This window comes from Janthinobacterium sp. GL_088, from assembly GCF_057837845.1.
The window spans coordinates 6,243,486-6,266,045 of sequence record NZ_CM174453.1; the positions used below are offsets into that span (position 1 = coordinate 6,243,486).

Annotated in this window: 20 protein-coding genes and 1 pseudogene; 4 read left to right on the plus strand and 17 right to left on the minus strand. The window is 46.4% G+C overall.

Features of this window, described 5'->3' with window-relative positions; genetic code table 11:
• Positions 1 to 111: 111 nt before the first annotated feature.
• From rfbB to rfbD, 4 genes and pseudogenes are all read left to right on the plus strand, one after another.
• Positions 112 to 1,189 (plus strand): annotated as a pseudogene (rfbB, locus tag AC3IQ7_RS28000) (dTDP-glucose 4,6-dehydratase).
• On the plus strand, positions 1,189 to 2,082 hold the full coding sequence (gene rfbA / locus AC3IQ7_RS28005) for a glucose-1-phosphate thymidylyltransferase RfbA (protein WP_489207926.1): 894 nt from the start codon (positions 1,189 to 1,191) through the stop codon (positions 2,080 to 2,082). The pseudogene rfbB and the gene rfbA overlap by 1 nt, the downstream one beginning before the upstream one ends.
• Positions 2,083 to 2,126: 44 nt before the next feature.
• Positions 2,127 to 2,672: a dTDP-4-dehydrorhamnose 3,5-epimerase gene (gene rfbC, locus AC3IQ7_RS28010; RefSeq protein ID WP_489207927.1), complete on the plus strand. Its 546-nt coding sequence runs from the start codon at positions 2,127 to 2,129 to the stop codon at positions 2,670 to 2,672.
• Between the two features lie 41 nt (positions 2,673 to 2,713).
• Positions 2,714 to 3,586 carry a dTDP-4-dehydrorhamnose reductase gene (rfbD, locus tag AC3IQ7_RS28015; RefSeq protein ID WP_489207928.1) on the plus strand — a complete coding sequence of 291 codons (873 nt, stop codon included), beginning with the start codon at positions 2,714 to 2,716 and terminating at the stop codon, positions 3,584 to 3,586.
• A gap of 499 nt (positions 3,587 to 4,085) precedes the next feature.
• On the opposite strand, the gene AC3IQ7_RS28020 is transcribed toward rfbD, so the two are convergent.
• From AC3IQ7_RS28020 to AC3IQ7_RS28100, 17 genes are all read right to left on the minus strand, one after another.
• A complete protein-coding gene (locus AC3IQ7_RS28020) occupies positions 4,086 to 5,114 on the minus strand; it encodes a glycosyltransferase family 10 domain-containing protein (protein WP_489207929.1) in 1,029 nt (342 codons plus the stop codon).
• A gap of 32 nt (positions 5,115 to 5,146) precedes the next feature.
• A complete protein-coding gene (locus AC3IQ7_RS28025) occupies positions 5,147 to 6,142 on the minus strand; it encodes a CgeB family protein (RefSeq protein ID WP_489207930.1) in 996 nt (331 codons plus the stop codon).
• Positions 6,143 to 6,159: 17 nt separating this feature from the next.
• On the minus strand, positions 6,160 to 7,548 hold the full coding sequence (locus AC3IQ7_RS28030; protein ID WP_489207931.1) for a lipopolysaccharide biosynthesis protein: 1,389 nt from the start codon (positions 7,546 to 7,548) through the stop codon (positions 6,160 to 6,162).
• A 76-nt stretch (positions 7,549 to 7,624) separates the two neighbouring features.
• On the minus strand, positions 7,625 to 8,797 hold the full coding sequence (locus tag AC3IQ7_RS28035; RefSeq protein ID WP_489207932.1) for a DegT/DnrJ/EryC1/StrS family aminotransferase: 1,173 nt from the start codon (positions 8,795 to 8,797) through the stop codon (positions 7,625 to 7,627).
• Positions 8,797 to 9,720: a GDP-L-fucose synthase family protein gene (locus tag AC3IQ7_RS28040; RefSeq protein ID WP_489207933.1), complete on the minus strand. Its 924-nt coding sequence runs from the start codon at positions 9,718 to 9,720 to the stop codon at positions 8,797 to 8,799. Before AC3IQ7_RS28040 ends, AC3IQ7_RS28035 begins: the two co-directional genes overlap by 1 nt.
• Positions 9,721 to 9,734: 14 nt before the next feature.
• Complete coding sequence (gmd, locus tag AC3IQ7_RS28045; RefSeq protein WP_489207934.1) at positions 9,735 to 10,862, minus strand: GDP-mannose 4,6-dehydratase; 1,128 nt, start codon at positions 10,860 to 10,862, stop codon at positions 9,735 to 9,737.
• Positions 10,863 to 10,871: 9 nt separating this feature from the next.
• A complete protein-coding gene (locus AC3IQ7_RS28050) occupies positions 10,872 to 11,783 on the minus strand; it encodes a glycosyltransferase family A protein (protein ID WP_489207935.1) in 912 nt (303 codons plus the stop codon).
• Between the two features lie 54 nt (positions 11,784 to 11,837).
• Positions 11,838 to 12,740 (minus strand): transketolase family protein, encoded by a 903-nt coding sequence (locus AC3IQ7_RS28055; RefSeq protein ID WP_489207936.1) that lies wholly within the window; start codon positions 12,738 to 12,740, stop codon positions 11,838 to 11,840.
• The gene (locus AC3IQ7_RS28060; protein ID WP_489207937.1) at positions 12,737 to 13,543 is read right to left on the minus strand and encodes a transketolase; all 807 of its coding nucleotides are present in this window, start codon (positions 13,541 to 13,543) and stop codon (positions 12,737 to 12,739) included. The genes AC3IQ7_RS28055 and AC3IQ7_RS28060 overlap by 4 nt, the downstream gene beginning before the upstream one ends.
• Positions 13,536 to 14,582: an NAD-dependent epimerase/dehydratase family protein gene (locus AC3IQ7_RS28065; RefSeq protein WP_489207939.1), complete on the minus strand. Its 1,047-nt coding sequence runs from the start codon at positions 14,580 to 14,582 to the stop codon at positions 13,536 to 13,538. Before AC3IQ7_RS28065 ends, AC3IQ7_RS28060 begins: the two co-directional genes overlap by 8 nt.
• A gap of 64 nt (positions 14,583 to 14,646) precedes the next feature.
• On the minus strand, positions 14,647 to 15,975 hold the full coding sequence (gene rfbH / locus AC3IQ7_RS28070) for a lipopolysaccharide biosynthesis protein RfbH (protein WP_489207941.1): 1,329 nt from the start codon (positions 15,973 to 15,975) through the stop codon (positions 14,647 to 14,649).
• An 18-nt stretch (positions 15,976 to 15,993) separates the two neighbouring features.
• Positions 15,994 to 17,061, minus strand: coding sequence for a CDP-glucose 4,6-dehydratase (rfbG, locus tag AC3IQ7_RS28075; protein ID WP_489207942.1), 1,068 nt, complete (start codon positions 17,059 to 17,061; stop codon positions 15,994 to 15,996).
• Positions 17,061 to 17,831 (minus strand): glucose-1-phosphate cytidylyltransferase, encoded by a 771-nt coding sequence (rfbF, locus tag AC3IQ7_RS28080; RefSeq protein WP_489207943.1) that lies wholly within the window; start codon positions 17,829 to 17,831, stop codon positions 17,061 to 17,063. Before rfbF ends, rfbG begins: the two co-directional genes overlap by 1 nt.
• Positions 17,832 to 18,028: 197 nt before the next feature.
• Positions 18,029 to 18,910, minus strand: coding sequence for a glycosyltransferase (locus tag AC3IQ7_RS28085; RefSeq protein WP_489207944.1), 882 nt, complete (start codon positions 18,908 to 18,910; stop codon positions 18,029 to 18,031).
• Positions 18,903 to 19,976, minus strand: coding sequence for an acyltransferase family protein (locus AC3IQ7_RS28090; RefSeq protein WP_489207945.1), 1,074 nt, complete (start codon positions 19,974 to 19,976; stop codon positions 18,903 to 18,905). Before AC3IQ7_RS28090 ends, AC3IQ7_RS28085 begins: the two co-directional genes overlap by 8 nt.
• A 64-nt stretch (positions 19,977 to 20,040) precedes the next feature.
• Positions 20,041 to 21,102 (minus strand): hypothetical protein, encoded by a 1,062-nt coding sequence (locus tag AC3IQ7_RS28095; RefSeq protein WP_489207946.1) that lies wholly within the window; start codon positions 21,100 to 21,102, stop codon positions 20,041 to 20,043.
• A gap of 170 nt (positions 21,103 to 21,272) precedes the next feature.
• Positions 21,273 to 22,532 (minus strand): GumC family protein, encoded by a 1,260-nt coding sequence (locus tag AC3IQ7_RS28100; RefSeq protein ID WP_489207947.1) that lies wholly within the window; start codon positions 22,530 to 22,532, stop codon positions 21,273 to 21,275.
• Positions 22,533 to 22,560 lie beyond the last annotated feature (28 nt).

The following is a 22,560-nucleotide window of genomic DNA, read 5'->3' on the forward strand; positions in this document are numbered from 1 at the left end:
TGAGAAAATGTAATTTCAACAATTACCATCTCGAAATATTTCTCACCTCGCTTTAAAACAACCAGAAAAGTAGAGCGTTGTGAAGATGTTCAAGTAAAAAAGGATAGCAGCATGATTTTAGTAACAGGCGGCGCCGGCTTCATCGGCTCCAACTTTTAAGAGACTGGCTGGCACTCAACGATGAGCCCGTAATCAATTTTGACAAACTGACCTACGCTGGCAATCTCAGCAATCTGGCCAGCCTGGAGCAAGACCCTCGGCATCTCTTTGTGCGTGGCGATATTTGCGATACCGCCCACATCTCCCGCCTGCTGACAGAACACCAACCACGCGCCATCGTGCATTTTGCCGCAGAAAGCCATGTCGATCGCTCGATCCATAGCCCCGGCGAATTCATTACCACCAACATCAACGGTTCCTTCAGCTTGCTCGAAGCAGCACGCGCCTATTGGAGCGGCTTGACGGGCGAGGCCAAGGATGGCTTCCGCTTCCTGCACGTCTCGACCGACGAGGTCTATGGCACGCTGGGACCGAATGACCCGCCATTTACGGAAACGACGCCGTATGCGCCGAACAGCCCCTACTCGGCATCGAAAGCGGCGTCCGACCATCTGGTGCGCGCGTATTTCCACACGTATGGCATGCCGATGCTCACCACCAACTGTTCGAACAACTATGGTCCCTTCCATTTCCCGGAAAAACTGATTCCGCTCATCATCAGCAACGCCCGTGCAGGCAAGGTCCTGCCTGTCTATGGCGATGGCATGCAAGTGCGCGACTGGCTGTACGTGAGCGACCATTGCTCGGCGATTCGCCGCGTGCTCGAGGCGGGACGCCTGGGCGAGGTCTACAACGTGGGCGGCTGGAATGAAATGGCAACATGGAAGTCGTGCACACCTTGTGCGACATCCTCGATACGCTGGCCCCGAAAGCATCCGGCAGCTATCGCGAACAAATCACCTATGTGCCGGATCGCCCTGGCCATGACCGCCGCTATGCCATCGACGCGCGCAAGATCGAGCGCGAACTGGGCTGGAAGCCGGCCGAAACCTTCGCCACCGGCATACGCAAGACCGTCCAGTGGTACCTAGACAACCAGGCATGGGTATGCGATGTCCAGTCGGGCGACTACCTGAAATGGGTAGAGAAAAACTACGCGGCACGCGACATGGCGCAGGAGCAGAAATAATGGGCGCCATCATCGAACGCAAGGGCATCATCCTGGCCGGTGGTTCCGGCACGCGTCTGTATCCCGTCACCATGGCCGTATCGAAGCAGCTGCTGCCCGTATATGACAAGCCGATGATTTACTATCCGCTGACCACCCTGATGCTGGCCGGCATACGCGATATCCTGATCATTTCCACGCCACAAGATACGCCGCGCTTCCAGGAGTTGCTGGGCGATGGCAGCCAGTGGGGCATCAAACTCAGCTACGCCGTGCAGCCAACTCCGGACGGCCTGGCGCAGGCCTTCATCATCGGCCGCGAATTTGTCGGCGACGCGCCATCGGCGCTTATTTTGGGCGACAACATTTATTACGGCCACGACTTCGAAACGCAATTGCGCAAAGCCTCAGCACGCACCAGCGGCTCCACCGTGTTCGCCTATCATGTCACCGATCCAGAACGTTATGGCGTGGTCGACTTCAACGCACAGCGGCGCGCCGTCAGCATCGAAGAAAAGCCGCTCAAGCCAAAATCGAACTACGCCGTCACCGGCCTGTATTTCTACGATAGCCAGGTGTGCGATATTGCTGCTGGCATCGCCCCTTCACCACGTGGCGAGCTGGAAATCACGGATGTCAACCGCACTTATCTGGAGCGGGGACAGTTGAACGTCGAACTGATGGGCCGCGGCATGGCCTGGCTCGATACAGGCACGCATGAGTCCCTGCTGGAGGCGGGCCAATTCATCGCCACTATCGAAAATCGCCAAGGTTTGAAAGTCGCCTGTCCTGAGGAAATCGCCTATCGTAAAGGCTATATCGATGCCGCCAAACTGGAGCAACTGGCCCATCCATTAAAGAAAAACGCGTATGGTCAATACCTGCTGCGCTTGCTCAACGACAAGATATTCTGACACGCGCCGCGCTTTCCACTTAGTTCCTACGATACCGATACACCATGCAAATCCAGACCACAGCCATACCTGATGTGTTAATACTCGAACCTACCGTATTTGGCGACGACCGGGGCTTTTTTTATGAGAGCTTCAACAAAAAACGCTTCGCTGAACTGACTGGTATTACGCGTGAATTTGTGCAGGACAATCACTCCAAGTCGGCCAAAGGCGTGTTGCGCGGCCTGCATTATCAGATCCAGCAGCCGCAAGGCAAGCTGGTACGTGTGACCGCTGGCGAAGTCTTCGATGTCGCCGTCGACCTGCGCAAGAGTTCGCCGACGTTCGGCCACTGGGTAGGCATGACCTTATCAGCGGCCAACAAACGCCAGCTGTGGATACCGGAAGGCTTTGCCCATGGCTTCGTCGTTACCAGCGATAGCGCCGAGTTTCTTTACAAGACGACCGACTACTGGACGCCAGAGTTCGAACGTAGCATCCTGTGGAATGACCCGGCCATCGGCATCGACTGGCCGCTCAATGGCGAACCACTGCTGTCTGGCAAAGATAGCGTCGGGACCCTGCTGGCCAATGCCGACGTTTTTGCCTGACCGTTACCGACCAATCTGCCACACTAGAACGCAACTATTTGATGAGCCGCATTTTAATCACAGGAAAAACCGGCCAGGTCGGTTACGAACTCGAACGCAGCCTGCAGGGCCTGGGCGAAATCATCGCTGTAGACCGCAATCAGATGGACCTGGCTGACCTGGACCAGGTGCGCGACGTCATCCGCCGCGTCAAGCCGACCCTGATCGTCAACCCTGCTGCCTACACCGCAGTGGATAAGGCAGAGAGCGAGCCGGACCTGGCGCTGCGCATCAATGGAGAGGCGCCGGCTGTCATGGCCGAAGAAGCAAAGAAACTAGGCACTGCGATGATTCATTACAGCACCGATTATGTCTTTGACGGGTCGAAAGAGGGTCCCTACGTCGAAACCGATCCGACCTGCCCCGTGAATGTGTATGGCAGCAGCAAGCTGGCCGGCGAGCAAGCCATCCAGGCGGCCGGCATCCCGTACCTGATCCTGCGCACCAGCTGGGTCTACAGCATGCATGGCAAGAACTTCCTGCTGACCATGCTCCGTCTGGCCCAGGAGCGTGAAGAACTGAGTATCGTTTCCGACCAGTTCGGCGCCCCGACCTGGAGCCGTACCATCGCCGACACCACGGCACATATCGTCGCGAACAGCCTGGCCACGGCTGACCACCAGGCATGGTGGTCAGCACGCTCGGGCCTGTACCATTTGACGGCCCAAGGAATGACAAGCTGGTTTGGCTTTACCGAGGCGATCATGGCGCATGCCTCGGTACACAAAAAACCTAGACTGAAAGCGATTTTGGCAAAAGATTATCCGGTGCCAGCCCGGCGTCCCACCAATTCAGTATTGTCCTCACAACGTCTGCTGCATGCCTTTTGTGGCTTGCCACAGTGGCAGGCGGCCCTGAAACTATGCCAGAAGTGAGCAGCGCATATTGCAGGAGACTTTCGGAAAGCAATAACCTGCTCTCTATTAACCAGCGTGAGTGGCAAAATAATATCATTGGACACCCAATCCCAAGTGGCCATCCGAATCATGGCAACATGGGAAGGACTGAGAGTCCTGAAGCCTGGCGGATTTGTATGACAGAAAAACTCTTGACGCTAAAGAAAAATTATTCTGGCAGTGTTGCTAAGCACAAAGCAAATTTATTTCCATAAGTATCACTTCCATCCAACGTCAAATGATGGAAATCGCGATATAAGATTTTATCAGTCGTCCTGTATGAGAGCCAGACCAAAACCTGTAAACACCAGAGTTCCGATAAGTGCAAAAATAAAATGCCTGTAGCGAGATGCATGATTTCGCTTACGCCGCAAAATGTCGCTGCATTACAAAAACTGCGACAATATGAAAATGCTCCGCTATCAAAAACAAGCGGAGCTTTTTAAAATAATGATCAGATAATGAATTATCCGAGGAATTATGATATTTGCAGAACAGAATCGAGCGAATTGAAGAAGCGTTGACCCTCAGCACTGCGCAGATAATTTTTTCCAGCCCCACGCTTCTCTTCAATTTCCTCATCAGACATCGATTGAACTTTTTTTAACAAGTCAGTCCACGAAGTAAATTCCCTGCAATCAATATAGCAATTTTCCGGTATATATTTATCAATATCGGGCGCACCCAAATAAAGAGGAATTGTGCCGGCGTAAAAACAATCAATGATTTTTTCAGTTATATATCCGTCCATTGCCATATTTTCAAAACAAAGGCAAAAACGATATTTACTTAACGTATCAAGTTTCGACTGACATGATCCTTTGTAAATCGACATCAGACTTTTCCGGTTTCGCCAATACGGTAGCCATAACGACCGCGGGCTCCACCATTTCTTCCAGCCAAAGCCATACAAGTCGATTGCACCAGATGGTGCTAATTCAGCCATGGCCTCAATGCGTGTACTATATTGCTCTCCAGAACGAAACCTCGGATTATGATTACCATTGATAACAACAATGGAATTTTTACGATCAGTCCTGGACCAGAATGGTTCCTGTACATCACCATAAGGCATGGGCCAAAAGAATTTCTTCAATTTAGACATGTCGACGTTTTTAGTCGAATAACCCATGCCTTCGGTATTATGAACATACACGCAGTCATACATTGCAGTCAATTGCGGCAATGCGGCATATAGCTCCGGCGCCACGACTGGTGGCTCCATAATCAGAAATCCAGAATAATTCACTCCAGAAACTCCAGCCAACTTCTTCTCGCCGTTAAGAATGCCGAGGGAATAATATTCGAACTTTCCTTCTCCATATCCGGCATGCATGTCGGCAGTATGGAGCTCATGCCCATTTTCCTTGGCTATCTGCGAGGCGCGAAAAAATGGAAGCAGAGTACCGTCTCTGTTCAAATGCTCATTTCCAATATCAAACAGGCGATCTTGCTGATAATGATAGGATGAGGGTTCCAACAATATAATGCGCTTTTTATTCTTCATGATATTTACCAGACTATCGAAATGAAAATCAATTAACCTAACAGTCCGATTTCCCGAAACACGCGATTGAAACGCGCGGAAAACACATGCTCTTTCTGGGTTCGCTTGTAACCCGCATCTGCCATCTCTTCCCTTTTTTTATCGTCCTTCAGATAAAATTTTGCCTTTTCAATCAAATCGTCAGAGTCAATATAAATCCCTATTTCCGATCCAATATCATAGTATTTTTCAAGGCCTTCAACATAATAGGATAGTTGAAATGCTCCAGTGCTATTGATCTCAAAATGGCGAGCCTTGAGCTGCTCGATATTCTTTTTTGAACGGATTCGATTGACTATCCCGTATGGCGAAGTGGCGAGATAGCGAAGATCCCAAGAAGCCGAATTTGACAGATTCAAATTAATCTTGCTCTGATTGAATATATCCACCATTTCGCTATGAGGAACAATGCCTTTCTCCCAACGATGGCCGGCAGTTACGACGTTCATTCCGGCTTTTCTGAGTCTTTTTACGAGCCACGCGCGGTACGGATGCCATCCTCCGACGAAAGAAATATCATAGATTTTTTCTTTTTCTCTTTTATCATAGAGTATTTCATTTGCACCGAATGGAAAGTGAACCGCGTGCATGATGCCCTGCTTTCGATATCTCTCGACACCATAAATATCGGGAGTTGTAAAATTATCAAAAAAAGCAGCCCAGTATTTTGAATATTCCACACGCCATGTATCGTCGTGGAAAAAACACAAAGTCTTGGTCAACTTGCGCAATGCTTCAAGCGATGCAGGTTCAAATTGATCAGTATACAAGGAAAACATTGCCAAATCAGGCGAGAATGATCCTGCTGTATCCAGCAACTTCTGGTTCATTTCAGCCTTGCCAATTTCCTTGAGGATGGTCATATAATCGAATAGCAAAACTTCATGACCCAAACTGATCAGGCTTTGATAGAAATTATAATACTCATACGACTCGCCCCTGGATGGGTCACCATAATCATAGCGCATGCATACCAACATTATTTTCATCAAACAATATCCTAAAATTAAGCTTTAATATGTGACCGGAGCAATATATACAGCATGGGAAGGGCCAATATTCCGAATATACCTAAAAATAGCAAAGCATGAAAAACATCACTATTTTTTCCCAGTACATGTCGAATCACAATACTGCAGAGGTAGACAAAGCCAGCCATGAACAATGCCTGCAATACCTTTATCCAAGGCAATCGCAAAACTTTCTGCCGCATGAAAAAATACATGGTAACAGCAACGAAGGCTCCGCCTAAAGCCACTGAAATTGCTGCAGAACCTGAGCCAAAAACCGGGACTAGGAAAAGGATCAAACCAATTGTTATTAATACACCGATAAAATTTGGGAAAAGCAACCAGTGTGTTTTCAACCGTAGATGAGCAACTAATCCTACCATTCCCACCAGAACCCTGGTTGCCTCGGCCAGCGCTCCTAGTAACACATATCGCCCGGCATCTTGGTAAGCTGAGCCCAGCATGACTGCTGTTATTTCTTTTGAGGCAATACAAATAGCTGCTGTTACAAATATCAACGCTGGCAAGATGGCAGAGGCATAGTCATTCCACGCTTGCGCATCAAACATCACGCCCTGCATGCTCACTCGTTTATAGAGCAGAGGCTGAAAGTAAGTCGTGAGGATCATTTCAAATGCCGCGAGCAGCGAAGCACTCAGACCGTAACCTGCAAAATACAAACCCAGTATGGCCAAGCCAACCTGCTTTTCCAGAATAAAACGGTAACCCTGCATTTGTACCCATCCCAGCCCGACAGCAAGAGCCACCGGCCAGGCATAGCGCCATAATTGCGCTACCAACTGATCGTGATTACCGAGTGCAAACGGTATCGCAATGGCCACTCTCTTGTACAATATTTTGATACCCAGCCAGCCAAAAACAGCCTGCCCTATCAAGAGACCAAGTAGCCAATATTCTGCGGTTGCCTGCATGGCTTGCGTCAGGCCAAACGCTGAAATTAATCCGGTGATTAAAGTTGCAAGTGTCAACAGGATAAACACATTGCGATAGCCCAGCATGTTGAGCGACGGAATAACGGTCTGATTGATGGTGTTGAAGAGAAGTGATCCGCAAATCAGCGTCAACAGCCAGAATTTCCTTGCATGAACTGAAATAAGTTCAAAATAATTCAATATGTAACAAATGCTGCCTGCTGCGGCACAAACCAGCAACAGATATTTCCAATAAATAGAAAAATAAAACTTGATCTGGCCTTTTTCTGCCCATTCATGCAAATGTCGATTAATATACATTCCAACCGGATTTACCAGGAACATGGCAAAGAAAGCTGTTATTGCAGTGATTAATGCGATTCTTCCGACTTCCTCAGGAGGCAGTAATGTGGTAAGGAGACGAGTTCCGATTAATGCAATGACGAATTGCATTAATCGGCCGATAAGGACGGAAATCAATTGAAATCGACCATGGTATCAACTGTTACTGAATAATGCATGCAAACTCTCAGGCCGGAAGCGAATTCAGTGCTTCTTTCAACAGATCGAATTGCTCATCAAGACCATAATGATGGTTGCCGATAAACAGACCGTGGCTGTCGATATAGTTTGCATTGACCAGTTCACCATGCACCGAGCTGTCAAACCATTTCACCACTTCATTTTTCGCGAAATTGCCGGCCACAATCGGACGGCAGTCGATCTCAAATTTCTCAAAAGCGGCGACGGCATCGGCGCGGGTAAATGGTGCGTCCGGATTGATGATCAGGCTGAAACCGAACCAGCTGCTTTTGCCAATTTCAGATTGCACTTTGAAGGCAGGATAAGCTTTCATCAATTCCAGGAATTTCGCCGCATTTGCCCGGCGCTCCTCGATGATGGTTGGCAGTTTTTTGACTTGTTCGATACCAATCGCGCCACTCATTTCCAGTGGACGCAGGTTATAGCCTGGAAGCACGAAGCGGAATGATTCAACGAATGGATCATCGCTCTTTGTGCCGCATACCAGATTTTCTTTAGGCAAGTTACGGGTCCAGCCATGTGCGCGTACGGACAACAGAATATGGTACAGCTCTTCGTCATCGGTCACCACCATGCCACCTTCCATCGTGGCGATATGATGACTAAAAAACGTGCTATAACTGCCCATCAAACCATGCGTACCAGCTTGACGCCCCTTGAATTCCGCGCCCAAGGACTCGCAATTGTCCTCAAGAATAATGATGTCACGGCCTGCAACAATCTTCTGGATTGCATCAAAATCATTAGGGTTGCCAAGCAAATTGACCGTCATGATAGCGCGGGTCTTATCGGTGACCGCGGCGGCCAGCTGTTCCAGATCGTAGTTTAAAGTATCCAGATTAATATCGACGAACTTGATCTTCAGGCCATACTGATACAAAGGATAGTAAGTGGTACTCCATGATACCGCTGGCACGATCACTTCATCGCCTCGTTTCAATGCGCCTTCCTTACGATAAATCAGTGCAGCGACCATCGCCAGGTTTGCCGATGAACCGGAGTTGACCATGACGCAATATTTGCTGCCAGTATAAGCGCTAAAGTCTTTTTCGAATTCGGCAACATATTTGCCCATCGTAAACATGCCTGAATCGACAACTTTTTGTATTGCAGCGTATTCCGCTTGATCCCATGTCGTACTTGCCAATGGATAGGACATTATTTTTTCTCCGTATTTAAATAGAATTCATAAGTGAGTGCCAACCCTTCTCGCAAGGAGGTCTTGGCACTCCAACCCCATGTATTCGCAAGTACTATCGACGTAAGTTTGCGCTTCATTCCGACCGGCTTGCTCAGATCGTGAACAAATTCACCCTCGTAGCCAACTACTTCAGCAGCAATTGCGTAATATTCGTTGACCGAATAATCGGTGCCAAGGCCGATATTTACCATGCCTGGCAGAGTTTCGAAGTTATCCGCTGCGTGAAACAGTGCATCGGCCAAATCGCCCGAATACATGAACTCGCGCCGGGCCGTGCCATCTCCCCATATCTCAACCGTCGCCTGATTTGACTGCTTGGCCTCATGCACTTTATGCAATATGGCTGGAATCAGATGAGACCAGCGCGGATCAAATTTATCATGCCGTCCATATAGGTTGCATGGGATCACTGTTTTGTACTGATATTCAGGGTTTTCCCGCGTGATGTATTCACACAGGCGTGCAACCGTAATTTTTGCTAGCGCATAGCCTTCATTCGTCGGTTCCAACTCCCCCGTCAATATCATGTTCTCGCTTAACGGAACATCCAGATTACGTGGATACATGCAGGAACTGCCGATATTGATCAGGCGCTTCACTCCTGCCGCGCGAGCGGCAAGGATCACATTGCGGCCCATATCCAGATTTTCCGTCAAAAATCGGACCGGCTCTCGCATATTGGCCTGGATACCGCCAACCCGACCGGCTGCATGAATGATCAGATCGGGCTGGGCCTCGCGGATGAATTTTTCAGTCTGTTCATACGAGAAAAGATTCAGATCTTGGCGGGTTGGAAACAGCAGCTCATGGTTCTGTGCGGCAGCATGTTCCCGAAAATTGCTGCCGACCATACCACCACCGCCTGTTATTAATATTCGCATGGCAGTATCCTGAATTACGTGCCGACGCGTGGATAGACCTTGAATCCACTAGCATGCATCAATTGTTCACGGCGAGCCAGATCCAAATCGGCCTGTGCCATTTCCGTCACAAGGGAAGAGAACGAAGTTGTCGGCGACCAGCCCAGTTTTTGTTTGGCATTCGTTGGATCGCCCAACAGCGTTTCCACTTCCGTCGGACGGAAATAACGTGGGTCGACACGCATGATGACCTGGCCAATCGACAGATGAGGCATTGCTTCGGCGCCCGGCAGGAAACCATCAATGATACCGACTTCATCTACGCCGCTCCCCTCCCAACGCATTGCAATACCATATTCCTTGGCGGTCAATGTGACAAATTCACGAACGCTATGTTGCTCCCCAGTAGCGATGACGAAATCCTCTGCCTTATCTTGTTGTAACATCAACCATTGCATTTCGACATAGTCGCGTGCATGACCCCAATCACGCAGCGAGTCGATATTGCCAAGATACAGACATTCTTGCATGTTCAATTTAATGCGTGCCAATGCGCGGGTGATTTTCCGGGTGACGAATGTTTCGCCACGGATTGGCGACTCATGATTAAACAAAATACCGTTACAGGCATAGATGCCATAAGCCTCGCGATAGTTAATCGTGATCCAGTAGGCATACATTTTTGCTACAGCATAGGGGCTACGTGGATAAAACGGCGTTGTTTCTTTTTGCGGTATTTCTTGAACTAAACCATAAAGTTCAGATGTGGATGCTTGGTAGAAACGAGTTTTTTTCTCCAGACCCAGAATACGAATTGCCTCCAGAATACGCAGCGGACCCAGTCCATCGGAGTTAGCCGTATATTCAGGCTCTTCAAAAGACACCGCCACATGGCTCTGTGCAGCAAGGTTATAAATTTCATCTGGCTGAACCAATTGGATAATACGGATCAGGCTTGTCGAGTCGGTAAGGTCACCATGATGCAAAATCAGACGCGGATTGTCGACATGAATGTCTTCAAACAGATGATCAATGCGATCAGTATTAAAAAGAGAGGTACGGCGCTTGATGCCATGTACCACATATCCTTTTTTAAGCAAAAATTCTGCCAAATATGCGCCATCTTGACCAGTGATACCAGTAATTAATGCAATTTTACTCATTACCATTCCTCAAAAAATTTTATTATGTATAATTCTTTTAAATATCGCAGGATCTTTTATCATCATAAAAGATCCCTGAAATAAAACAAATTTTGCAACTACTCTTAATTTCCTCAATGAATATCTACTGAAATTCCAATTTCCCCGATTCAAAAGCCATTTCAACCAGTAAGCGAATTTATATTGCTTTATCAAATCACTCCGACGGTCCAGCTCTGTATTCCTGAAGATGAATCTTAACAATCTTAAATGTTGAGGAATGCTGTTTGTTCCGCTATCATTTCCTGAATGAAAACGATAGTATATTAAAGGATCTTTCAACCAACAGATAGGCGCGCGCGACGCCACCTGCATCAAGAATGAAACATCAGAATATTTTCCGCCTTCTGCCACATCCAGAAACAATCCCCTCACCTTTTCAGTACGATACATATAACCGGGGAAAGGTGCCACTCTATCCATGAACCTCAAATAGGGTGCAATAAAATCTTCATTACTCTGGATAATTTTTTTTCTTTCCTGCTGCCGAAAAAAAATCCTTTTTGTAAAATCTTCGTCTTTGATTATTCGTGCATTGCAGCCAACGGCAGATAATGACGCATCTGCATCTAGTACCTCAACCATACGTGAAACATAATCTTCATGCATGAGGTCATCATCATGGAAAATCACGAAATATTCCGAGTTGACTTCTGATAGCACCGTCTTGAAATGATCCAATGCCGACAATCGAGGTATTCTGCGAATATAAGATAGATCCGGATATTTATCCGCCACGATTTGTTCGACTTCGTTATTCGAAGAATTATCCGACACGATCAACCTGAAATTATTCTCGCTCTGGACCTTAATTGAATCAATTGTTTTTCCGATAAAATTCGGGCGATTACTACTAAGAAGAACTATTGTTACTTTTTCCATTATTTTCAGCGAAGATAATTTTTTTGCCGCGATTGTAGAATTAATGGTCAATATTTATATATCGCTCAATCTTTCCTTCAACGTATCGAAATCCAAACCATGCTCTTTCATTAAATATTGATAACTTCCACATTTTTCAGAAAATCTATCTTGGATGCCGAAACGCGTTACTCTGGCAGAAGCCACACCGCTGACAATTTCGGCAATTATGCTACCCAGGCCTCCTGCAGTGGAATGCTCCTCAAAAACAACAATATCTTCCGCCAGATCGGCAATCTTGAGTACCTGTTCTTCATTAATAGGCTTCAGGGAGGGGACGCTCCATACATCGCAATCCAGCAACTCGTTTGCGATACGGTTTGCTACCGATACCATTGATCCAGTAGCGAGAAATACAATTTTATTATTCGTGCCCGAGCGTACCGGAAGCAGATCGCCTAACTTGGCAGTTATTGCCGTCTTGTGAACTACCCCGACATCAGACTTGCCCATTCGGATATAAACAGGGGATTCAAATTGTAACCCATACGACATTGCATAATCCATCTCCAAGCTGTCACATGGCGACAGAATCTCCAGATTTGGTAGCGGGCGAAGCATTGCAATATCTTCAGTGGACTGATGACTGCTACCCAAACTGCTATACACCACACCGGCTCCGTCGCCGATGAAAATGATAGGCAGATTCTCATAGCAAACATCCATCTTTATCTGTTCGATAACTCGCACTGGAACAAATGCGCTTAGTCCGTATACGATCGGTTTATAACCAACCTTGGCCAATCCTGCAGCGACTCCGACCATGTTTTGTTCGGCAATACCTGCATTTACAAATTGAGCGGGTAAAAGGCTGCGAAACTCATCAAAGAGTGCATAACCATGATCCCCGGTTAAAAGTAAGATTTTTTGGTCAGCTTGCGCTGCGGCGACAATCGCCTTTGAGAATGCCGATCTCATTGCCTTTCCTCCAGTTCAGCCATTGCCGATTCAAACGTATCTGGCGTCAAACGGGTGTAGTGCCAGATATTTTGATGTTCCATAAAAGAAACACCTTTACCTTTGACGGTCCTGGCAATAATGGCTTTCGGTGAGCCATTTTTCATTGATTTCAATGCGCTCAGTGCCGTATCCAAGGCAGCTTCGTCATGGCCATCCACGGTCATAGTATCGAAGCCGAAAGCGGAAAATTTATCGTGCAGACTACCGAGATGCATGACCTGTTCAGTAGTTCCCATCGCCTGAAATCCATTTTCGTCAACGATAACAACAAGATTGTCCAGTTTCCAATGCTTCGCAAACAACATGGCTTCCCACATTGGACCTTCATTCATCTCTCCGTCGCCAGCAATAACATAGCAATACTGATCGGTTTTGTTGAACTTCGCTCCGAGAGCCATGCCTACGCCTACCGGCAAGCCATGCCCCAGCGAACCGGAGGTTACCTCGCAACCGATAACATGAGCGTCAGACAGGCCTTTCAGGCGGGAACCGTCAGAAAAATAGTTTTCCAGGTCATAATTGGATAACCAGCCTTTTTCATGCAGGCAGGCATATTGCGCCATCACGCCATGTCCTTTGCTTAGCACCATATAGTCGCGTAAGCCGGCATTTGCATCGTTATCCGGATAACGCAGATGATTTCTATATAGGACGGCAAGTATTTCGATAATCGAGAAAGCGCAGCCAATATGTACCGTCGAACCGGCATAAGCCATTTTCAATACGGTTGCACGTAGCGTTTTTGAATTAAAGTCAGACATGGTTGATTCCAAAGGGGTTGGAAAGTTCTTTTTGGCGCTTAGCCCATTCAAACGTCTTTTTCAAAGCACTGTGCAGTGAGGTATATTCGCACAGGCCAAGTTCCGCCATGGCCTTGTTCACGCAGGGCACGTAGCGCAGCGGTCGTACATCGGGCAGCGGAGCGGTTGCAATGGTGACCGATGTTGTACGCTCGCCCAGCACCGATGCTGCTTCCGCAAGTTGACGGATAGAGATGCCGTTTGACGACCCCAGGTTATAGGCGGCGTCTTGCTTCCCGTTTGCCAAAATGGTCAATAACCAGATCGTCATGTCGGCGGCGTACAAATACGATCGATACGCGGTACCGTCTCCCTTGACAGTTATATCGCGCCCGGACAGGACATCATTGATGAAATTGCCAGCCGCGAAATGCGCATCGAGCGGCAGATAGGGGCCCAGCAAGGCAAAGCATCGCGCAATGGCCGTTTGCAGCCCATATTGCCGTGCATGACATTGCACCAGCCATTCGGACGCACGCTTCCCCTGCCCATAGGCAGTTGCCGGCTCCAGCGTGTCCGGCGCGCCCTGGAATGCCTCATCCACTCCATCCATTTCGCTGGGCTGGCGTCCATACACCGCGCCTGAACTGGTCAACAGATAGCGTTTCGCCTGGCAGCGCCTGGACAGGGCGAGCGTTTCTTTTGTGCCGTTTACAATATCGTCAAACACCTGCACCGGATCGCTGCTGCAGGTGGCAACATCCGTGGCTGCGTGGATCACGATATCGACAGATTCGTCAAATTGCGACAAATCGAGCACGTCGCCTTTCAGCAAACGTACGCTGGGATGTGTCGCGAGATGGGCAGCCTTTCGATGAAAGCCATCGGGTTGACGTGTCAATACAGTCACGCGCAAATCCAGAACGAGTTCTTCGGATGCCCACAACAGGGCCTCCAACAGCCAGCAGCCGACGAAGCCGGTACCGCCGGTCAGAAAAATATGCTGGCCACGCAGGACGTCCCAGACGCTCGCCGGCGTTTTCTCCAAAATCAATTGCAAATCTTCTGGAGAAACGCCCGGCCGGTAGACGTCATATACGCCGGCTGAACGTGTCGATGACCGATTAGTCAAAGTTCACACCGAAAAACGCTTCAATCTTGCCGATTGTAAAGTCGAGCATTTCTTTGGTCAGGCCAGGGAAGACGCCGATCCAGAACGTATCATGCATGACGCGGTCCGTATTCGTCAGCTCGCCCGAAATTCGGAAATTGCGGCCAAGCATGTATGGTTGGCGAGTCAGGTTTCCTGCAAACAACAACCGCGTACCAATTTTGTGCTGATCCAGATAGGTCAACAAATCCACGCGATTGACATTGGCCTCTGGGCGCAAGGTGATCGGGAAGCCAAACCAGGACGGATCCGAGTTTGGTGTCGCCTCTGGCAGTATCAGGAATTCCTCGCAGCTTTTCAGTCCGTCGATCATGTACGCGAAGTTATCCTTGCGAGCCTGAACAAAGCCTGCGGCGCGGTCCATCTGCGCCAGGCCGCATGCCGCTTGCATGTCGGTGATCTTCAGGTTGTAGCCCAGGTGGCTGTAGGTATACTTGTGATCGTAGCCTTCCGGCAGCGTGCCCAACTTGCAGCAGAAACGCTGACCGCAAGTATTGTCCTTACCCGGTGCGCAGTAGCAGTCGCGGCCCCAGTCGCGGAACGATTCGGCGATGGCCTTGAGCTCCGGATTGTTCGTAAACACCGCGCCGCCCTCCCCCATCGTGATGTGATGCGCAGGGTAGAAACTCATGGTACCGATGTCACCGAAGGTACCGCACATCTGGCCGTTATAGGTTGCACCCAGCGCATCGCAACAATCTTCCACCAGCCACAGATTATATTTTTTGCACAGTGCAACGATAACTTCCAGGTTGAACGGATTACCCAAGGTATGGGCCAGCATGATGGCCTTGGTCTTGTCGGTGATGGCCGCTTCGATCTTAGAGGCATCGATATTGTAGGTGCCCAGTTCCACGTCGACGAAGACGGGCACGGCGCCAAACTGCAGGATCGGGTTGACGGTGGTCGGGAAACCGGCAGCCACGCCGATAACTTCGTCGCCAGGCTGGATGGCGCGGGCTCCCAATTTAGGCGAAGTCAGGGCTGAAAAAGCCACAAGATTGGCGGATGAACCGGAGTTCACCGTGATCAGGAACTCGACGCCAATAAACTTGGCCAGACGTTTTTCAAACTCGTCGTTAAAACGACCAGTCGTCAGCCAGGCATCCAGCGACGCTTCGACCATCAAGCCCATTTCAGGCGCACCGACCACTTTGCCGGCCGGAGGAATAACTGTCACGCCAGGTTCGAAAGGCTTCGGCACGCTGGCCAATGCGCCATATTGGGCCACCAAGGCAGCGATCTGGTCGCGGATTTGTTGTTGGGTCAGTTGTTCGCTCATGATACAGCCTTCAATGTGTTAAGTATTTTGATAAGTTGTGATTTGTGCCTGGCTTAGCTTACGCATGTCCAGGCCCTGGTCGAAGGCCTTGTGCCATTCAACGATTTTGCTGATCGTCTGCCCGATGTCCCAGCGCGGATGCCAGTCCAGCTGGCCACGCGCCTTGGAGCAATCAAGCTTCAGATAAGTCGCCTCATGAGGATGGTTCTGTCCGTCGAGTGACCAGGACGCACCGGCGCCCCACTCTTGCGTCATGCGTTCTATGATCCATTCAACGGGTTTGGCATCGGTATCATGGGGACCAAAATTCCAGCCTTCGGCATGCAAAGGACCTTCGGTGTACAGCTTTTCTGCCAGTGTCAGATAGCCGCTCAGCGGTTCGAGCACGTGCTGCCATGGCCGGATTGAGTGCGGATTGCGTATCATCACCGGCTGGCCGGCGCGGATGGCGCGCAGCATATCGGGAATCAAGCGATCCATGGCCCAGTCTCCGCCACCGATCACATTCCCGGCGCGGCCACTACCTAATGCAATGCCATGCTCGGCATATTTTTCGGCATTAAAAAACGAACTGCGGTAGCCTGCAGTCACCAGTTCGGCGCAGCCCTTGCTGTTGCTATATGGGTCATAACCGCCCATTGCCTCGTTCTCACGGTAACCCCATGGCCACTCGCGGTTTTCATAGCACTTGTCACTGGTGACATTGACCACCGAACGCACGCCGGGCGTAGCGCGCACGGCCTCAAGCAGATTGACCACACCCATCACATTGGTGGCATAAGTTTCCACCGGATTGACGTAGGAATAGCGCACTAGCGGCTGGGCCGCCATATGGATCACGATTTCCGGCCGCGCTTGTGCCATGGCGCGCTTGAGCGCCTCACCATCGCGCACATCGCCGATGATAGAAAGCATGCCGTGCGCCACACCCGCCACTTCAAACAAGCTAGGGGTGGTCGGTGCTTCCAGCGCATAGCCGGTCACTTCGGCGCCCAATTGCTGCAGCCAAAGACTCAGCCAGCCCCCCTTGAAACCGGTGTGGCCGGTCAGGAAGACCCGCTTGCCCTGCCAGAAAGCGGCGTCCATCAGCGTACCTTCCAGGGTGCTTTATCTGACTGCCACAGCTCTTCCAGGTACACCTTGTCACGCAGGGTATCCATGGGTTGCCAGAAACCTTCATGGAAATACGCTTGCAATTGACCTTCGCGCGCAAGGCGTTCCATCGGCTCCTTCTCCCAAGTTGTGCTGTCATCAGCAATATAGTCAATAACTTTGGGTGAAAGGACGAAAAATCCCCCATTGATCCATGCACCGTCGCCTTGTGGCTTTTCCTGGAAACTATTGATCTGATGCCCGCTCAAGTTCAATGCACCAAAGCGGCCTGGCGGTTGTGTTGCCGTCAGTGTTGCCAATTTACCATGACTCTTATGAAATTCAATGGATGCGCCGATGTCAACGTTGCTGACCCCGTCACCATAGGTAAAGCAGAACATCTCTTCATCTGCAACATATTGACTCACCCGTTTCAGACGACCGCCGGTCAGGGTTTCATCGCCAGTATCGACCAAGGTCACTTTCCAAGGTTCCGCATTGCGAGCATGCACTTCCATCTGATTGTTCTGCATGTCGAACGTCACGTCCGATGTGTGCAAAAAGTAATTTGCGAAATACTCCTTGATGACGTAACCCTTGTAGCCACAGCAAATAACAAAATCATTGATGCCGTGTGCCGAGTAACTTTTCATGATATGCCAAAGAATAGGCTTGCCGCCTACTTCAACCATCGGCTTTGGCTTGATTGTCGTTTCTTCGCTAAGGCGTGTGCCCAGGCCGCCCGCAAGAATTACTGCTTTCATTTGGCTATTCCATTTTTAGTAAGTTAATTATTTTGCCATTTCTTGAACAAATGTAATCACATCTTGGCATGGTGATTTCCCTCGATACAATGTTCAAAAACAACTAAATGAATAATAAAATTATTGCATTAATATATTATCACGATGCCGCAATCGAATAGGACTCCAACGACACGGTCAACGATTTTTCAATCATTTTAAACGGCACGATTGACTTTATATAAAAACCCCTTGGAAAAAGCAGGCATCAATCTAAATACAAAATAAACACTCGATATCAGCAAAAACTCAAAAATATTATAAAATCCACTTTTATAATGTTTATGACGAAACTTAAAATCATCCAGAATAACGCCCTTTCCGCCCCGGCGTTTTCTTTGATCCATCGAAGTTCTTACTTTGATGAGAATTTCTTGTATATTATAAAATTTTCCGCCAGCCTCAATTAATTTTATGAAAAAATCATAATCCTCATTAATCAACTTAAAATCGCCATATCCATCAACGGCAATTGCCAATTCACGTCGAACCATAATTGCAGGATTCGGCACCACATTTCGCCATTTTAAAGCCCTGACTATATCGTCATGATATTGCGGACATTTTTTGATGAATGTTTGTTGTTTTGATAAATCGTCGAATTCTGCCTGCCAGGCTGCGACAAGTGACAACTCCGGATGAGATTTAAATATGTTGATCTGCTTCTCGATACGCTCGGGCATAGAAATGTCATCACTATCCATCACGGCAATAAATTCAAACTGACATGCACGAATACCGATATTTTTTGCAATTCCGCGGCCCACATTTTCTTCAAGCCTGACCACATTCAGTGGTATTCGATCATCCTTCATATACTTTCTAATTATCTCTTCCTGTCCCTCAGGAATAGGACCATCGATAACCATCACAATCTCATCGGGTACTCGCGTCTGAGAATACAGACTTAGTAAAGCCTCATCCAAATTTTCCGGCTTTTCATATTTGTAGGTGGTAATTAAAACACTTACCTTTCCATCAAAAATACCATTTTCTTTCTGCAACTCTTTCCCAGCCTCAAAACTAAAAATATTATTCATTTACAGTACCTTTTATTTTACTTCGATAGTTATCAATTTTATTTTGAATCATTAAATTCAAAATAATCGAAGCTAAAACACTAACCAACAATACAAAAATAAAATAATAGCTGGTATTTATAGAATGGCCAAAAATAGAATTTGCTATGTAAATTACGAGTATATGTACCACATATAATGGATAACTCAGCTCACCTATAAATCGATCAAATTTATTGGATTTTGTGAAATTAAATATAATCGGCAAAAGAACAAAGACCGAAAAATAGAAAAATGGCGCCAACATTTTTACGGGCACTGGGAGCGATTTAAGAGAGATCGCGAAAGCCAGCATAAAAATTAAACTACTTGCCCCAATTTTTTTATTGTTAATAACATTCCATTTTTTGTCTTTAGCTTTCTTATACATTCTGTACGACAACATGCCGATCAAAAATGTAAACAATTCCAAGCCAAAAAATCTATAGCTCCAGGGATCTTCGAACAAGCCATTTTTGTAAAAAATGACCCGCAAAAGCAAGCCGACGATAATCAGAAAAACCAGCCAATTGGTTTTACAGCGAACTAAAAAGGGCGAAATTAAATAAAAGGAAAGTTCAATTGCAAGAGACCAAGCCTGCGGTACTAATAAAAAATTATATAGGGGCGGCTCCGACATGGAAAAATGTGAAACGAAACTTAAAGCACCATTATTCCATCCCAAGAACATTATCCAGTCTTGTAAAAAAATAAAAATATTGGAGAAAACAATAAGAAATTTAGTCTCAATATTGAAATTCAAGAACAATTCTTTCCCATTTGGCAAACCAGGAATACCAAATACAATCACAAATACAACAGAAATTAAAAATACGACGTAATATATTGGAAAAATTCGCAGCAATCTACTACGATAAAATTTAGAAATATCTCCATAGGCAGGAGAGACGTCGAACATCAATGCAACAAAAAATCCGGATATTATATAAAATGATTGAACCGCAATACCGCCGCCAGTAAATACTCCAACAATATTTAAATGTGAAAAAATAACAGAAATAGCTAAAAAAAATCTAATCAATCCCATTCCACAATCCGATCGCCAAAAAATTCTTTTTGCAGGTACTTATCTAGTTTCTTATAGAAACCATTCATATCTCTTGTTGTCGCCGGCTGGAAAACAAATCCGAAATCAAGGGAATCACCGGGAAAATTATGATGTAGTATCGCAATTGATTTAACGGATACATTGCATGAAGAAAAACCCATACAAATAAAAATAACAAAACTTCTTTATTTTCAACAATAAGGCTTCTAAGAAAATATATACTGACGCCAAGCGATGTAAAAAATAATGCGACTCCTTCCAAGAGTGGACGGGTAACAGAAAAGGACTCCCTGACTGTTTCGCTAATCATCGGGCTAAATAAATTGATTCCAAAATTGACAAATACAAGAAGTGCTATTGAAAATGGATAAGACGAATAGGAAAATACAAAATTGTAATATTTCGATGCATTCTGATCCAAAAAAGTAAATGCCTGAAAAATAAACGTCGACCGGATTTCATCGGTAAATATAATATTCAAAGGTAAAAATAGCGAAAAAATAACCGCGAAATTTATTATTTTTGTCGTTTTCTTATATCCACCAAAAACCAAACATGCATACAATCCGAAAAGGAAATCTATCGGCCTACATATAAGAAGGAAAAGTCCCAAAAAAACCTGAAAATTAGATTTAGATTTCAACCCCACAAAAAGTATTGTTATTCCGCAAATCAACAATATTTCTTTATTTAACGAGCCCGTAGAAAAAATCAACAATGGAGTTGCAAAAAATAACCCAAGAACATATTTTTTTACCACATCCCAATTAAAAGTTAAAACCAACACCAGATACGTTGAAAATAAAATTATTGAGTTAATCCCAAGTATCAACCACCAGTTGAAACCAGATAATTTTGCCAAAAACCCTATAAATTCAACAATGACATTATTGCCAAATCCGATATCTGTAATATTATTTGCACCATGAAAATAACGTAAGGTATCAGCCCCAAGAAAAATAGATGAATTATCAGAGGAGAAAAATGACACTGGCGATTCATAGTAGCCATTGCCTGGACTGAAAAAAACAACATTTAAAAAGGGGAAAATTGCAAACAGATAGCCAATCAGAATTTTCCAAATTATTTCATTTTTATTCGACATTTTATGTCTGCTGAATTTTTACTTTATTTAATATTTTATATATTAACGAGAAAGTCCAAAAATAAGAATTCAGCTTCTCCATATAGATACTACTATCGTCGTGCTGATGGTTCCATGTTGCTTACAGCCCGAAACCAGCATAATCATGAAGAAATAACATCAATTCAATTTCAATTTCTCCAGCCACTATATTTTCTCAACTCACTCAAGCTACCAAAATTATTCTGATTCTTTCTTATTTCCATAATTACCTCTCTTATGATTGCCATGCCAATCCCAACAAATAATGAAAGCAAGGCGAAAATAACGATAATGGTAATGCGGCTAGGTTTATATTTTTTATCCGGCACAACTGCATTATCCAATACCTGGACAAGCGAGCTATCCTTCGCCTCGTCTATTTTTGCCAACTCGAATTGTTTGGCCAGCATTTCCAATATCGCCTCATTGTATTTGACATCACGAAGCTTCCTGACGTAATCCAGAGCAGCCTCAGGCACCATGCTGGTCGATACAGAGATATCGCCTTTCCCAACATTAATACCTGTTTCGACTTTCGATAACTGCTCCTTCAGACCAGTAATTTTTTTCTGCAAGCGAATATATTCAGGATTATTTTCCGTTGCAAACGTACGCAACGCCCCCAAGGCAACTTCCTGAGATGCTATTTCGCCTTTCAACTGCGCAGCAGCTTTAATAATTGCTTCAGCTTGACTATTTAGCTGAATCAAACCCGTTTTTTCTTGAACTTCCTTTAAGGAGATTTCTGAGTCAGCCAGACGATTTTTTGCCTGTTCAAGTTGTTTTTCAAAAAATAGACGGCGCTGCGATGCTTCGGTAACGGCAATAGTTTGCGTTAATTTCTGTAATTCTTCTACATAAGCATTTGCAATTCCAGCAGCACGTTCAGGGCTTTTATCAGTGACATCAATAACAATCATCCCATCTTTTCCTGCATTAAAATTACTTGCCGCAGTCAATGCATTACGTGTATCAGTCGGAAATTTTGTATCATATAATTTTTGCAACTCAAATTTCTTAATGATGGCATCTTTAACTGTTCTGCTACCAAGCATGCTCAGATATGTATCACCTGCATTTTTTATATTCAGTGAGCCGCCAGCGATCCCCCCCAAAGCGCCGCCCAACTGACCAAGCAGTGCGGAGGAGCCACTTTGTCCTTGCGGTGGCAATATTTGTGCAGTTGCTTTATAGCTAACCGGCATCAAATAGGCGATTAAAACTCCTAATCCAATACCAATTAAAAACTTAAGAAGTATTTTTTTCTTATTTTTTGCCAATATAATTAAAATTTTCAACAATACATCATTATTCCCACCGATTTCTTTAGCGGAAATTTCATTATTTTTTACAAGATCAGACATAATGGTATAGGCTTCAATTAAGTTTTTTGTTGAAATGAAAAACATCAGCAATGAATTTCAATTAAATTGCCCG